A 13,202-nucleotide genomic window follows, 5' to 3' on the forward strand; every position below is an offset into this window, starting at 1 on the left:
TTGCAAATATTCGTAGGGGCGAAGCATGACCGCTGTAAATCTATGGCGCGAGCTAATAAATTGTCTGCGGTCATGCTTCGCCCTTACTTACTCAAATATGCAAGCATATTATATCTTCAAATCCGAGCCTCAATCTTTAGGGAATGTAAAATTTTGTATATCCTGGTGCCAAAAATCGAAAAATAGGAGATGCTAGATATTAAGAACTACGCAAAAACAAATTTTAATTAGGTAATAAAATGGTAATAGCAGCACCAGTTCTATCGGGCAATCAGTCGATTTTTCAAGCTCGTTACGACAACTTTATCGGTGGGAAATGGGTAGCACCAGTCAAAGGCAAATACTCAGAAAACCTGTCTCCCATTACCGGAAAATCAATTTGTCAAATCCCGCGATCGACCGCCGAAGATGTAGAATTAGCCCTAGATGCCGCCCACGCAGCCGCATTCAACTGGGGTAAGACTAACCCCGCAGAAAGGGCGCGGATTATACACAAAATAGCCGATCGCATGGAAGAAAACCTCGATCGCCTAGCCATCGCCGAAACCTGGGACAATGGTAAACCAATCCGCGAAACCACATTAGCAGATATACCACTGGCGATCGACCACTTCCGCTACTTCGCAAGCTGCATCCGAGCTCAAGAAGGGTCCATCAGCCAACTCGACGAAACCACCGTCGCCTACCACTTCCACGAACCCCTAGGCGTCATCGGACAAATCATACCCTGGAACTTCCCCATCCTCATGGCCGCCTGGAAACTAGCCCCCGCCCTCGCCGCCGGAAACTGCGTCGTCCTCAAACCAGCAGGCCCAACCCCCGCCTCAATCCTAGTCTTAATGGAAATCATCGCCGACTTAGTACCAGACGGCGTAATCAACATCGTCAACGGACCAGGCGCCGAAATCGGCAAAACCCTAGCCACCAGCAGCCGCATCGCCAAAGTCGCCTTCACCGGCGAAACCACCACCGGGCGGCTAATCATGCAATACGCCTCCCAAAACATCATCCCAGTCACCCTAGAATTAGGCGGCAAATCCCCCAACATTTTCTGTGAAGACATCTGCGCCAAAGACGACGATTTCCTCGACAAAGCCATCGAAGGATTTGTGATGTTCGCCTTCAACCAAGGAGAAGTTTGCACCTGTCCCTCTCGCGCCTTAATTCACGAATCAATCTACGACCAATTCATCGAAAAAGCCCTCTCCCGCATCCGCCAAATCAAACAAAACAACCCCTTAGACTCCACAACATCCCTAGGCGCACAAGTATCCATCAACCAAATGGAAAAAATCGCCGAATACGTCAAAATTGGCCATGCAGAAGGCGCAGAATGCCTAATTGGCGGCGAAAGAAACATCTTATCTGGGGACTTAAAAGAAGGCTATTACTTCCAGCCCACAGTCTTTAAAGGTGACAACAAAATGCGGATTTTTCAAGAAGAAATCTTCGGACCAGTATTAGCAGTCACCACCTTCAAAGACGAAGCCCAAGCCTTAGAAATTGCCAACGATACACTCTATGGTTTAGGCGCAGGAGTTTGGACTCGCGACATCAACGCCGCCTATCGCATGGGCCGCGCCATTCAAGCCGGTCGCGTCTGGACAAACTGCTACCACCTCTATCCAGCCCACGCAGCATTCGGCGGCTACAAATCATCTGGAATCGGGCGCGAAAACCACAAAATGATGTTAGACCACTACCAACAAACCAAGAACTTGTTAGTAAGTTACAGCCCCAAAGCTTTAGGTTTCTTCTAAAATTTTAGAGTCCAGAAAGGAAGAAGCAAAAAAGACCAACTTAAAAAATTAGTCAACTCCTTCTTCCTCTCAGCCCTCTGCGCCCTCTGCGCCCTCTGCGGTTAATAAAAAAAAGCTAATTCAAAAACGAAATAAAACTGCTACACAAACCGACTAAAATGGAAACAATCGCCAAAGTCACTGCCACCCAAACAGCCTTAAAATTAATCAACTATCTCAAAACCCAACACGGAGAATTGATGTTTCACCAATCCGGTGGCTGCTGCGATGGTAGTTCCCCCATGTGCTTTCCCAAGGGCGAATTGATAGTTGGTGATGTGGACGTATTACTCGGCGAAATAGGCGGTTGTCCTTTCTATATCGCAGCACAGCAATACGAATATTGGCAGCACACACAGTTAATTATAGATGTAGCATCGGGACCAGGAGGCAGCGATTTTTCTCTGGAAGGGCCGGAGGGAGAACGTTTTATTACTCGTTCCCGCTTGTTTGCTAATGCCGATCGACTCTAAGTTTTGTAACTGGGATATATTGTTATCTTGGATGCAATCTAGAGCCTTCTATCTCAGAAGTTGAAAAAACGGATGAACGCTATAATTATTGGTTGTGGCTATGTTGGAAGTGTCGTTGCCCAGCATTGGCAAAACCTGGGTCACGCAATCACTGCAACGACGACAACGCCAGACCGAATTGGGGAGTTAGAGAAAGTTGCCAACCAGGCGATCGTCCTGCAGCGCTGCGATGAAGAGACATTACAGACGATCTTGCAAAATCAAGATGTGGTCTTCCTGAGTGTCGCTCCTACAGCAAACGAACCAGTAGATGCCAAGATGTACGAGCAGACATACCTGCATACGGCCAACAACCTTGTTCTTGCCTTGAAGCATTTTCCCAACGTCAAACAACTCATTTATACCAGTAGTTGTGCGGTGTATGGCAATAGTAATGGAGCCTGGGTGAGTGAAGTGTCACCTGTGGCACCAGCTAACAGACATGGAGAGATTTTACATGATACAGAGCAAGTTTTGCTGTCAGCATCCAGCCAAGATTTGAAAGTATGTATCTTTCGCCTTGGAGCAATTTATGGACCCGATCGCGATCTCAAGAAACGGTTTACTAAGCTTGCAGGCACAACTCGCCCAGGCTCAGGCAATCATTTCACCAATTGGATTCATTTGGACGACATTGTATCAGCAAGTGAGTTTGCGCTCGATCGTCAATTACAAGGAATTTATAACCTGGTGAATGATGTGCCGATCGCGGCTCGTGAATTGTTTAAACAACTGTGCGATCGCTACGAATTACCTGAAGTGGAATGGGATGCGTCAGATGCCAAAAGTCCATCGAACGATCGGCGCATATCGAATCAGAAGCTCAAAGCAGAAGGATACCAGTTCATTCATCCGAAAGTCGAAGTTTGAGCCTGTTAAATGGCGAATACATCAGCCTTTTGAGCCTGTTTTTCGTAGATTAAAGTGCAGCTTTGCAGCGAATCATTGGTATCTGGTGTCCAACGCATGGAGGCATAATAGGGAGTCTTGAATCGATCGCTCGAAATAACCACCTCGATTGCATCTGGAAATTGGATTTGTAGAAAATCGCCTTGCACTTCAATCGGTTGAGGAGGAACTGGCAATTGAGCCATCTCATCCAATGAAATATAAGTCCCCCCTACCGCTTGAGTAGGAAGCATGAGCCAGTCCACTCGATCGATCCTACAGTCAGTTTGTTCAGACCACCAAGGTTGGGCTGTCTCTTCCTTGCTCTCTCTGAATAATGAAAATAGGTTGGGTTGAAGGCTATTATCGGGGGATTTGTAGTACATCACCACCACACTCGTTCTCTTGCCTGACGCCAAGAGGTAAGGTTCAAAATAGAATCTTGAACCTTTTCGATCGTGCCCAACCATTATGTCAGAAGAATGGGGATTAAAAAGCAGATAAGCCTCTGGATCGACCGGATGGATAATCAGCGGATTACCCAAGGTCAAAACCCATTGTTTCTGGGTGACAGTTTCTGTCATCCGACTCCTGAAGTCGAGGGAATGGGTGACAGTTTGCCGATCGTCAGAAGGAATGAAGCTGCGTACAGAATCAAGAATATCGAGAACCTGCCCTGCGGCATCATATCTAACCAATACCCCTTGCCAACGTCCGCAGTGATGAGCCATGAAAGTTTCCCACTGCTGTTGAGCAGTCAAAGGTACTTTGGCGGTGATAGACACTCTGTTCTGTGACATTGCCGTATCCCTGTTTTCCCTATACATTAATCAAAACGTCTGACTTCAGTAGTCATTAGTCATTAGTCATTTGTTTGTTGCCAGTACCAATGCCCTGTTTAGCAAACTATTTTCCTTAACTAATTTAAGCTTTCGCATCAGTAATTAAAGCCAATTCAACTTTGTCTTCAGCGCTTTTACTCACTTTTGCGTGTAAACCAGGACCGAAAAAAGTAGCTATTTTTGCCTGTTTTTCTTCCCAGAGTTCGATCGGGATTAAGGGCGAATGAAACTCTAGAATTAATCCATAGGCACCATCGATAGAAACTTCCCGTAACCCTCGCAGCATCGGTCTTTCTTCGTCTGTAGGGGCCAAACCCAAGCGTTCCAGAGCATCATCCAAGTGAGCCGGTTGGCCGTAACGAAATCGGGTAACATCTTTGCGAACTTGGTTTTGAGTCTCCGTGGCCTGGTGTTCTCTCAGGAGTTGAACTTCAGGAGTAGTGGGTTCGCTAAACTCCGCAGGTTCGAGTTCCGCAGCTTTGAGGGCTAAACCCCCCAGCAACAGTGGAATACCATAAAAAAAACCCGCCAGATTCAGAGTCGGTCTGTCTGTGAAGTAGGCTCCGAAACCGACTGCTGCTAAAATAAAGCCCACAACTAAGGCTAAGTTTGCTAAAGAAATTTTACGGAACATATCAATGAGGTAGTTAGCTGCAAGCAATAATATACTTTTATTATTATCAGTCAAAAAGTCTTGAATAAATTCAAAATTTTACCAAAAGATTGGGTCTAAAGCCCCGTCCTTATAGGACGGCTTTAATTTTCCAAGTGTAAAGATTCTCAACTATTGCAACTTTTATAGCTATAATTGCCCATAAGCGTGATAAGATCGTTCCATGATTGTACTAGAGTTTAAGCTAAAAGGCTCATCACAGCAATATCGGATCGTAGACGAAATGATCCGCACAGCTCAGTTTGTCCGAAACAAAGCTCTTAGCTACTGGATCGACAATCAAGCGGTTAAATTGTCAGACCTGTACAAACAATGCGCCATCATGGCGAAAGAGTTTGAATGGGCCCGAAAACTTAACTCAATGGCGCGTCAAGCTTCGGCTGAGCGTGCCATTTTTGCGATCCAACGCTTCTTTGCTAATTGCAAGGCTAAAAAGCCGGGGAAAAAGGGATATCCGCAATTCAAAAAGTACACTCGTTCCGTTGAGTATAAAACATCAGGCTGGAAGCTTTCTACCGATAAAAGATGTCTGACATTCACGGATGGCTTTGCTGCTGGAACGTTTAGATTGCTTGGCAGTCGGGATTTACATTTTTATGCACCTACCGAGATTAAGCGAGTCAGGGTTGTGCGTCGTGCCGATGGCTACGGAGCTCAGTTCTGTATTAACGTAGAGCGGACCGAGGAAATAGTTCCTACTGGCAAGGCTATTGGCATAGATGTGGGATTAAACCATTTCTATACCGATAGCAACGGGGAAGCAGTTCCTAATCCTCGACATTTGCGTAAAAGTGAAAAAGCTTTAAAGCGGTTGCAGAAAAGGGTTTCTCGGAAAAAGAAAGGTTCAGGCAATCGCAAGAAAGCAATTAATAAGCTAGGCAGAAAACACTTAAAGGTTAGCAGGCAACGTAAAGACTTCGCCATCAAGACGGCGTTGTGCGTAGTGAAATCTAGCGATTTCGTAGCTTACGAAGACCTTGATGTGAGGAATATGGTGAAGAATCATAAACTTGCTAAATCGATTAGCGATGCAGCGTGGTCGCAGTTTGCTCTTCGGGTTGCAATATTTTGGAAAGGTGTACGGTAAAACAGTGATTGCTGTTGCCCCTCAGTATACTTCCCAAGATTGTTCGAGTTGTGGAAATCGCGTTCAAAAATCGCTGTCAGTCAGAACTCATGTTTGTAGTTGCGGTGCGGTATTAGACCGAGACCACAATGCGGCGAAGAATATCTTGGCTAAAGGATTGAGACAAGCAGGAATTATGTTAAATACGGCGGGGCACGCCGAAATTAACGCTTGGGGACAGGCCGATCTCTACTCGTTGGTGGCGACATCAACGGGCAAATCGACTGGCTGAACCAAGAATCCCCGTGCGTTCACGCACCCAGAGTGTCAAACAAAATACCTGCAAAAACTGCTAAGCTCTAAGAGCGCGGGCTCAGATACATCCCACATCTGGTCTCTAGCTTCAAAAAAATTCTCCCGCTCGACTTGTCGCCAACACCTGTAAATATCGGTGTTCATGGTGTGTCTTTGTTTCCAGAAGGCGATCGATATCACCAGTATCATTAAATTATATAGATTTGGGTTGCGATCGACCCTCTTACCCTTTTAACCAATTTTTTAGACATGATAAAAGACGAAGACAAACAAACTCCTGGAGCAAACAAGTCGGTTCTAGAGCAAATTAACTCGCTCAAGCGCGAAGATGAAAGACTTTACAACATCTTAGCCATAGATGTCTGGGCCCTAGCCAAGACAATGGATGAATATCAACCAGGATTTTGGGCTGCGTTTATGAAAAATCGTGAAAAAGCCCTCAAGCGATTTTTAGCTGAAATGATGAAAAACAAGACCACAGATAGCAAACGTCCTCCTTTTTTGCGCTGATGTTCGCCAACTCTGGTGTTGCCGGCGCTAGGGTAGTGCGGGACCTAAAACTTCACGCTCGTTACTGAATTTGAAATTTATAGAAAAGGCTAATTGAGGGAAAAATAGCCAGAAAATTCCTATATTGATGGAGTAAAAACGCAACATTAATGGCTATATACTAGACAAGGTTAGAGATTTTGTTGTAAAATACAGAGATTCCAACCAATTCAATGTCATGGAATGTTTGAGGTTGATTTGGGAAGAATAACTACAAGAAAAATGCTGGTAATGTATAGTAAATAAGGGAAAAAACCATGGATGCACAAACAATCAAAGAGCGCGTAGCAGAAATCGAGATCAAGCGGGAATCCCTAGTGCGACTACTAGATAGAACGGATTTGGGAGCATTGAGAATAGATGTGAGTCAGGCGATCGAAGAAATTGATGATTTGTTAGAAGAATTCAAACGCACTTTTAGTTAAGGGGAATTGGGGATTGGGAATGGGGAATTGGGAGTTGGGAATTGGGCAACCCCCCCTACCCCCCCCAAGGGGGGAAAGAATTGGGGATTGGGAATGGGGGATTGGGAATCGGGAATTGGGAGTTGGGAGTTGGGAATGGGGAGTTGGGCAACCCCCCCCCTGCCCCCCCCAAGGGGGGAAAGAATTGGGGATGGGGAATGGGGAATGGGGAGTTGGGGAACCCCCCCAAGGGGGGAAAGAATTGGGGATTGGGAATCAGCCAATAACCAATAACTAATTCATTACCATATCCCATCAAATATTCCTATAACTATGTTATACTAGCTGAAACGTTTACCCCCATAAATAAGGGGGTAAAAACAAACAGGCAGAAGCTAGAGTAATCTAGATTTTGTCTAGAACGTCAGAACCTTGAAAACTCAATACTTTTAGGACTACCCCCTATGAAATCTCAACCCAAAGCTCAACCCGCTTGTGATATTGCCGTGTACGCTGACAAAGGAAGTCTTGCATTGCGCTTCCCTAAGCGCCATAACCCCCTTTGGGAAGCACTAGACGGCAAATCACTCAAAGGGAAGCCAAAATGTCTAGGAATAGGTAAATACGGCTTCTCTGCTGATGAACCTGATGACTGGAAGCGCGCTGCTAAAATCGCTGCTTTAATTGAGAGTGACCTTGACCATCCAGAATGGGAAAAGTTGTTTGACCCCACCCTTGCTAAATACGGCTTAGGGGGGGGTAAATACGCTAAATTAGCTGAGGTTCTACAGTTGCCTGGTACGGTTCAACCTGAGCCTGAAATCACCGTAGGTGAGATGTGGGAGGCATATTTAGAATGGAAGAAAGATTGGATAGAACCCACAACTTTTGAACTGAACTATAAAATTGTATTCTCTAATACAATTAAAGGTCTAGTTTGGAACAACTCATTGAGGGTACATAGCACTTTTAGTGGTGGCACTATTTGGGATATGTCGATTGACAAAATCGATTTAAAGCCTTTTTGGGATTCTCCGATTTGCACAACTACAAAGCAAAAAGCCTTAAGGGCGCTCTCTGAGGCATTTTGTAGAATGCAGTCAATCGGTGAGACCAGCTTAATGGTCAATCCTTTTAGCAGTATTGATACTGCTAAAAGGACGGTTGATAAATATCAATCAACCGTTAATACTAAGGGCGAAATACAAGAATGGTGGCAGAGCGATAATAGTGATGATAGTAATCCAGAGGAGTCCGACAGACGTGCGTATAGTAGTATCGAGCGTGATATCATCATCCAATCGTTCTATAGCTCTGACAAGAACGCATCTGTTGTCATTGCGCCCCTGATTGAATTTTTGTTTTTAACTGGATGCCGTAGCGGAGAGGCTTTCGCAATACGATGGCAGGATATTTTTATCGGACGCGATAAAAATTACATCCGTTTTAGTAAGTCTTATAACGGACGGTTAAAAAACACTCAAGTTACAAAAACTGGTGAAGTTCGACTGTTTAAGATTTATCCGCGCTTAAATAGTTTGCTAATGCGCATTAAACCAGTTGACACTAAAGGCACTGACTTGGTGTTTGTCAATACGCAAGGCGCGTCTTATAACTCAGGAAGTTTAGATGCAAATTGGAGAGAGTATGGAGGGCGAAAAAATGGCAAGATGTATCGCTATCCTGGTGTCGTCACTCAGTTAGTGGAACAAGGTGCTATAGGTTGCTACCTTAGTCCTTATCACACCCGACACACATTTATCACATTACAAGCACAATCAGGGACGGATTTACTTTTGTTAGCAACCGCTTGTGGCAATAGTGTTGAGGTAATTCAACGGCACTATCTAGGTATTGACACCGATGTCAATTTAGCTGACATCTAGGTGTCAGTGAAGATGTCGAATTAGTCGAAGTGTAATTTACCCCCTTATTTAAGGGTATAAAAATAAACCCCCTAAGTTAATTCCTAGGGGGTTTTTTATTGGCTAAAATCAGTGTGTTGTTACCAGTCAAGCTCTTTGGTAATCGTGTTGCTTTTCAACCGAGGTTCAGACTGATTAAAGATATACTCTTCAATCAATTTTGCCAACAGCTTAGATGTAAATGTTCCTTGTGCTTCGGCTATTTCAGCCATTGTTAGTTTTGTGTTTTCGTCTACTTCGGCGATACAGTAAAACCGCTTTTTAGATTGCTTAGGTGGTTTGTTGACCTTAGCTTCTAACTCAGCTAAGCGATTGCTAAGCTGAACTAAATCAATGTCGTTCGATGCTTCGCTCATAGTTAAAAAACCTCAACATCGAATAAATAGGGGTAAGCTTCAACTAATATGTTGAGACTTTTGTTGAGTTGCGCTAAGCCGTTTTGTTCTTCAATTGATACAAAGGACTGCCTTTCCAAAATACCTATCAACAATTTATTTAGAGTCGCTTGGTATTGCAACAAAGCATTATGATCTACAATGCTTTCACTGAGCAACTGAACTTCCTGGGCTAGTTCCGTGAGTTGTTCTCCATGGTTATCCAGTCGTTCTCCATGGTTGTTTAGTTGCTCTATTACGGGCTGGAGAGAAATCTTTGCTTGAATTCGGTCTATGTTGTCTTCCATGATGGTGTTTTAGGGGTAGGTGAAATGGAACAAATAGTTTAAAGTCATTGCGGACTAATTAGTTGAACTAGGTGCTTACACTTGCAAGTTAATATTTATACCCTTATTTAAGGGGGTAAAGTCAACAACTTTAAGCAACCAAATTGATAACAATCTGGAACGGGGCATATCCAAAGAGGTTAAAGAGTACACCAAGGACGTAAACTCCAAATCCTTTTTGGATAGTTCACTAGCAAGCCACTGAAAAAAGAAAGCATACTCCAGGATTGTGTGTCGGGATTCAATGAATTCTTTTACCAGTACAGCTTTATCTGCTGCACTTTCATCTACTGAGACTGTCAAAATTCTTTCAAGCCGTGGATTCATTTGATAACTCCATGTTTGCCGAATTGTGTTATAAATGATTGATTCCAATCACCAAGATATGCAAGCATTGATGCGAATTTACCCGTACCTTTTGTTGGCTCATAATTTTCGTCAAGAAACTTAATCCGACTCTTGAAAAACAGACATAACACATCACTAGACAATAAAGTCTGACACCATTTAGTGTCTGTGTTTGCAGGAAGTAACAAAAGTATCTCCGTATTAAACTGTTCATGCGACTGTAAAGCCTTATCGATCCACATATCTAAACTGGTAGATTTCGATCGCGAATAGGGCGGGTTACAAAAAATCGTCCCTGTGTTCCAGTGCATTCTTAACCCGTCTTCTTTGATGGTGTAATGGTTGGCCGCGGGTATTCGCTTATTAATATCAGCGCTAGGATCTAAATCAAGTCCGCCGGCATAGAACTCTAAAAGTTCGTCAATCAACCAATCTGGCGTATAAAAATTGTCATTACTCATGCTGACTCTCCTATTTTTTCCCCTTGTACACATATCCTAGTTGACCGTTTTTCTGTGACGCTCCAAAACCTAATTTAGTTAGATACTGTTGGACGGTACTTAACTTTGGACGTTCGATTATACCGTCCTTAACAGCTTCTTCAATTGCGTCTTTTAGTTGTCTTGGTGAAACAGATATTATGTGTCTCTTGCTTATTTCTTCCCAATCGGCTTGTGGTAATCCTAAAATACTTTCTAGGGCTCGTAGAATCACTACCTCGGTTAAAGTTGTACGTGTTGTTAACGCTTTTTCAAGCCATGTAGCTGTTTGCGCGATCGCGTCATCAAGAGTAGACCACGCTCCAATGACAACTCCTGTAACAAGCACGTCTCTTAAAAGCGTCCAATGTTCTTTACTGTGCTTTGGCTTGGTATGACGACTGTATTTTTGCCAAACCTGTTTATAGCTACTCCAAGACTCAGGGTCATCCCAAAAAAGCGCTACTGCTGCGGTTAACGGGTTCCAATAAATATCCTCTGGCTCTAGCGCTATTCCTAAATCAGACACCTTGCGAGTTTTAATCCTGATAGTTCGCCTTGCTAGTTCTGTAGAATTAGTATCCCAGATAGTCGTATACAACTTCCCACAGTAAGTTCTAAACTCAATATTCTGTCCTTTGCCGTTTGAAATGAATGTTCGGTCTGTGGTTCTTTTGTATCCATTCAAAAAGGAACTTAGGTACTCCTCTTTTTTGAACGAGTCCTCGCCCATATTGTCAATTAGGAGAAGGCAATTCTTTTCGTGATACTTTGTGTCCGGGTCACGCCAGCGTATCTGGTTGATGTGGTTTTTCAAAGACGCACCTGTAGACTGACCACTGATAATGTTGTTACCTGAAATATGACCAATTGCTAGTAATAATTGAGATTTGCCAGTCCCGGCTTCACCGTGAATCTCAATAACTGGTAGCACCTTGGTTAAAATGGATGGCAAACAACTGTAGGCAGCAAGAAATCTGTATTCCCACTCACTGAGACCTAAAGTCACCTTTTTGAGGATGCTTGTAGCGCTAAAGCCTATACTTTCGTTCTCAAGCAAAGCTGAATAGCCGTCTTTATCTTCCGAATTAAACTCTTTGGCAAAATCTGCTATCGTCAATTCCTGTTGAACAGACTCAGGATGCAACTCTGCTTCTACTTCGTTATAGAGTTCCGGTTCAGCCTTGTCATCGACATTGGTTAAAGCCTGTTGTATTTGCTTGATACCTTTTTTGCCCAACATTGTTTAAGCTCCCAAAATTATTGCGGTCAATTCTAGGGTTTTTGCGATCGATAGCTCTAGTATTTTAATAGGCGTAAGATGCTCAGAACTTTCACTTGCCATTACGATCTGGCAAGCCAAGTCGTACAAGTCTCTAAACTGAGCAACATCCGCCATCTGCAAAGTCAAAAAATCCATACGAGCCTTAATTCTGCTTGATTCGGTTTCACCTTTAAAGCCTCCATATGACTTAGCTTTTGGCATAGAAGCAGTGAAAACATCGATTTCTGACTGCGTAAGTAGAGTTTGAGTGCAAGGGCTAAGACGAACTAAATCATCGTGCATTTTGTGAGCGCGTGGGGAGTTAGCGTCTTCTTCTAAAAATTCCCAGTAAAACGGATTCAACCAAGGGGATATATGCCCTACAAAGTGCGTCTGAGGATGTTGCTCTACAGCCTTCCTCAATAATTTGTAAAGCAGTAACTCATCTTTGGGTGTTGGAATCTTCTTAAACTTTGACTCTTCTTTGTCCCATGCGTCTTTCTCTTGAGAGCCGTTAACCTTTAAGACGGCTTTTTTCCCGTTTGGATACCAAGTTTTGTCTTTATAGTTCACCAGTCCAAGTGAATCAGCAGAAAGAACCCCATAGCAGGTTATCGTGTCGTCATTACTGATTAACACTAACTCTTGCCACACAATCCGATCGTTAGCAACAACCGACTCGTTAAGATACAAAGCGTAAAAATTATCCTTTGTAGAAACTGAGATACTCATTTAATTCCTTTTTGGTTGTGTTGGACTTTTACCCCTTTAAATATGGGGGTAAAAGTAATTGGTTTACAGGTCGTTATCAGAATCGTTGTTGTCGAAACTATTTTCAGATTTTTGAGTGTCCGATTTTTGAGTGTCCGAGCCGTCTATGTAAGCAAGTTCTTGAACTAACTTAAACGACTTAACGATTGTGGAAGCATTGGGGGTCAACGTGATTCCAATTTCATCCGATTTAACAGCACACTCGACATATGCTTTTGTAGCATCAGCAATAAGTGTCATTAAAGAAAAAGACAGTTTGGGATAAACTTCATCAAAAAGTATTTCTTGTTGTTCGGGAAATCCCTTCTGAAAGGGTTCTAAATCAAAGCCGTTTTCTCTATCAATCAGTTGTTCTGCAATCAAAGGTGCTACCACCTCTAATAACTTGTGTTTCACGTAACTCGCGTCATAAACAACAAGAGCCGGATGAGCCTTTGTTACCTTTGGGGTTTGATTCCGTTTGTGAACCGTTTGTGTAACAGTAATTGGTTCAGAAAATAACACAGAAGTCAATTTAAGCCTAGGTGAGGCTATTTCTGACCAATGGTAAATTGGTAACCCTTGTTTACTTGTTGTCGTTGTATTTTCTGTCATTGTATTTGCTGTCTTTGTTCCAAAAAAAATAATGTAGGGCGGGAAAGGGGCG

18 protein-coding genes are annotated in these 13,202 nt (G+C 43.4%); 9 read left to right on the top strand and 9 right to left on the bottom strand.

Going from position 1 to position 13,202, the window contains the following annotated elements:
* Positions 1–239 precede the first annotated feature (239 nt).
* The 3 genes from P2A85_RS09115 (at position 240) to P2A85_RS09125 (ending at position 3,181) form a co-directional block, all read left to right on the top strand.
* Positions 240–1,760, top strand: a complete 1,521-nt coding sequence (locus P2A85_RS09115; protein ID WP_377478871.1) for an aldehyde dehydrogenase family protein — start codon at positions 240–242, stop codon at positions 1,758–1,760.
* A gap of 158 nt (positions 1,761–1,918) precedes the next feature.
* Positions 1,919–2,272 carry a DUF779 domain-containing protein gene (locus P2A85_RS09120; RefSeq protein ID WP_377478873.1) on the top strand — a complete coding sequence of 118 codons (354 nt, stop codon included), beginning with the start codon at positions 1,919–1,921 and terminating at the stop codon, positions 2,270–2,272.
* Between the two features lie 72 nt (positions 2,273–2,344).
* Complete coding sequence (locus P2A85_RS09125) at positions 2,345–3,181, top strand: SDR family oxidoreductase (protein ID WP_377478875.1); 837 nt, start codon at positions 2,345–2,347, stop codon at positions 3,179–3,181.
* Positions 3,182–3,186: 5 nt separating this feature from the next.
* Here the strand turns inward: P2A85_RS09125 and P2A85_RS09130 are convergent, their stop codons facing one another.
* Both P2A85_RS09130 and P2A85_RS09135 read right to left on the bottom strand, forming a co-directional pair.
* Positions 3,187–3,999, bottom strand: a complete 813-nt coding sequence (locus P2A85_RS09130) for a DUF3598 family protein (protein WP_377478877.1) — start codon at positions 3,997–3,999, stop codon at positions 3,187–3,189.
* A gap of 124 nt (positions 4,000–4,123) precedes the next feature.
* Positions 4,124–4,675, bottom strand: coding sequence for a DUF2854 domain-containing protein (locus tag P2A85_RS09135; RefSeq protein ID WP_377481392.1), 552 nt, complete (start codon positions 4,673–4,675; stop codon positions 4,124–4,126).
* 202 nt (positions 4,676–4,877) lie between these two features.
* Between P2A85_RS09135 and P2A85_RS09140 the strand changes: the two genes are divergently transcribed.
* From P2A85_RS09140 to P2A85_RS09165, 6 genes are all read left to right on the top strand, one after another.
* Entirely contained in the window at positions 4,878–5,801 is a 924-nt protein-coding gene (locus P2A85_RS09140) for an RNA-guided endonuclease InsQ/TnpB family protein (protein WP_377478879.1), read from the top strand.
* Positions 5,791–6,072, top strand: a complete 282-nt coding sequence (locus tag P2A85_RS09145) for a zinc ribbon domain-containing protein (RefSeq protein ID WP_377478881.1) — start codon at positions 5,791–5,793, stop codon at positions 6,070–6,072. The genes P2A85_RS09140 and P2A85_RS09145 overlap by 11 nt, the downstream gene beginning before the upstream one ends.
* A gap of 272 nt (positions 6,073–6,344) precedes the next feature.
* The gene (locus P2A85_RS09150; RefSeq protein WP_341734173.1) at positions 6,345–6,605 is read left to right on the top strand and encodes a hypothetical protein; all 261 of its coding nucleotides are present in this window, start codon (positions 6,345–6,347) and stop codon (positions 6,603–6,605) included.
* A gap of 296 nt (positions 6,606–6,901) precedes the next feature.
* Entirely contained in the window at positions 6,902–7,069 is a 168-nt protein-coding gene (locus P2A85_RS09155; protein WP_340519014.1) for a hypothetical protein, read from the top strand.
* A 19-nt stretch (positions 7,070–7,088) separates the two neighbouring features.
* Entirely contained in the window at positions 7,089–7,346 is a 258-nt protein-coding gene (locus tag P2A85_RS09160; protein ID WP_377478883.1) for a hypothetical protein, read from the top strand.
* Between the two features lie 166 nt (positions 7,347–7,512).
* On the top strand, positions 7,513–8,934 hold the full coding sequence (locus tag P2A85_RS09165) for a hypothetical protein (protein WP_377478885.1): 1,422 nt from the start codon (positions 7,513–7,515) through the stop codon (positions 8,932–8,934).
* A gap of 119 nt (positions 8,935–9,053) precedes the next feature.
* Here P2A85_RS09165 and P2A85_RS09170 read toward each other — a convergent pair whose 3' ends face one another.
* From P2A85_RS09170 to P2A85_RS09200, 7 genes are all read right to left on the bottom strand, one after another.
* Entirely contained in the window at positions 9,054–9,329 is a 276-nt protein-coding gene (locus P2A85_RS09170) for a hypothetical protein (protein WP_377478887.1), read from the bottom strand.
* A 2-nt stretch (positions 9,330–9,331) separates the two neighbouring features.
* Positions 9,332–9,655, bottom strand: coding sequence for a hypothetical protein (locus P2A85_RS09175; RefSeq protein ID WP_377478889.1), 324 nt, complete (start codon positions 9,653–9,655; stop codon positions 9,332–9,334).
* 75 nt (positions 9,656–9,730) lie between these two features.
* A complete protein-coding gene (locus P2A85_RS09180) occupies positions 9,731–10,021 on the bottom strand; it encodes a hypothetical protein (RefSeq protein WP_377478891.1) in 291 nt (96 codons plus the stop codon).
* On the bottom strand, positions 10,018–10,503 hold the full coding sequence (locus P2A85_RS09185; RefSeq protein WP_377478893.1) for a DNA N-6-adenine-methyltransferase: 486 nt from the start codon (positions 10,501–10,503) through the stop codon (positions 10,018–10,020). Before P2A85_RS09185 ends, P2A85_RS09180 begins: the two co-directional genes overlap by 4 nt.
* A gap of 10 nt (positions 10,504–10,513) precedes the next feature.
* Entirely contained in the window at positions 10,514–11,764 is a 1,251-nt protein-coding gene (locus P2A85_RS09190; protein ID WP_377478895.1) for a hypothetical protein, read from the bottom strand.
* A gap of 3 nt (positions 11,765–11,767) precedes the next feature.
* A complete protein-coding gene (locus P2A85_RS09195) occupies positions 11,768–12,517 on the bottom strand; it encodes a hypothetical protein (protein WP_377478897.1) in 750 nt (249 codons plus the stop codon).
* Between the two features lie 63 nt (positions 12,518–12,580).
* A complete protein-coding gene (locus tag P2A85_RS09200; protein ID WP_377478899.1) occupies positions 12,581–13,150 on the bottom strand; it encodes a hypothetical protein in 570 nt (189 codons plus the stop codon).
* Positions 13,151–13,202 lie beyond the last annotated feature (52 nt).

Source organism: Microcoleus anatoxicus (assembly GCF_042465725.1).
GTDB lineage: Bacteria > Cyanobacteriota > Cyanobacteriia > Cyanobacteriales > Microcoleaceae > Microcoleus > Microcoleus anatoxicus.

What these genes read in the sequence shown, in the direction of transcription:
- P2A85_RS09115 (WP_377478871.1), top strand. Translation starts at nt 240, where the DNA reads ATGGTAATAGCAGCACCAGTTCTATCGGGCAATCAGTCGATTTTTCAA.
- P2A85_RS09120 (WP_377478873.1), top strand. Translation starts at nt 1,919, where the DNA reads ATGGAAACAATCGCCAAAGTCACTGCCACCCAAACAGCCTTAAAATTA.
- P2A85_RS09125 (WP_377478875.1), top strand. Translation starts at nt 2,345, where the DNA reads ATGAACGCTATAATTATTGGTTGTGGCTATGTTGGAAGTGTCGTTGCC.
- P2A85_RS09130 (WP_377478877.1), bottom strand. Translation starts at nt 3,999, where the DNA reads ATGTCACAGAACAGAGTGTCTATCACCGCCAAAGTACCTTTGACTGCT.
- P2A85_RS09135 (WP_377481392.1), bottom strand. Translation starts at nt 4,675, where the DNA reads ATGTTCCGTAAAATTTCTTTAGCAAACTTAGCCTTAGTTGTGGGCTTT.
- P2A85_RS09140 (WP_377478879.1), top strand. Translation starts at nt 4,878, where the DNA reads ATGATTGTACTAGAGTTTAAGCTAAAAGGCTCATCACAGCAATATCGG.
- P2A85_RS09150 (WP_341734173.1), top strand. Translation starts at nt 6,345, where the DNA reads ATGATAAAAGACGAAGACAAACAAACTCCTGGAGCAAACAAGTCGGTT.
- P2A85_RS09155 (WP_340519014.1), top strand. Translation starts at nt 6,902, where the DNA reads ATGGATGCACAAACAATCAAAGAGCGCGTAGCAGAAATCGAGATCAAG.
- P2A85_RS09160 (WP_377478883.1), top strand. Translation starts at nt 7,089, where the DNA reads ATGGGGAATTGGGAGTTGGGAATTGGGCAACCCCCCCTACCCCCCCCA.
- P2A85_RS09165 (WP_377478885.1), top strand. Translation starts at nt 7,513, where the DNA reads ATGAAATCTCAACCCAAAGCTCAACCCGCTTGTGATATTGCCGTGTAC.
- P2A85_RS09170 (WP_377478887.1), bottom strand. Translation starts at nt 9,329, where the DNA reads ATGAGCGAAGCATCGAACGACATTGATTTAGTTCAGCTTAGCAATCGC.
- P2A85_RS09175 (WP_377478889.1), bottom strand. Translation starts at nt 9,655, where the DNA reads ATGGAAGACAACATAGACCGAATTCAAGCAAAGATTTCTCTCCAGCCC.
- P2A85_RS09180 (WP_377478891.1), bottom strand. Translation starts at nt 10,021, where the DNA reads ATGAATCCACGGCTTGAAAGAATTTTGACAGTCTCAGTAGATGAAAGT.
- P2A85_RS09185 (WP_377478893.1), bottom strand. Translation starts at nt 10,503, where the DNA reads ATGAGTAATGACAATTTTTATACGCCAGATTGGTTGATTGACGAACTT.
- P2A85_RS09190 (WP_377478895.1), bottom strand. Translation starts at nt 11,764, where the DNA reads ATGTTGGGCAAAAAAGGTATCAAGCAAATACAACAGGCTTTAACCAAT.
- P2A85_RS09195 (WP_377478897.1), bottom strand. Translation starts at nt 12,517, where the DNA reads ATGAGTATCTCAGTTTCTACAAAGGATAATTTTTACGCTTTGTATCTT.
- P2A85_RS09200 (WP_377478899.1), bottom strand. Translation starts at nt 13,150, where the DNA reads ATGACAGAAAATACAACGACAACAAGTAAACAAGGGTTACCAATTTAC.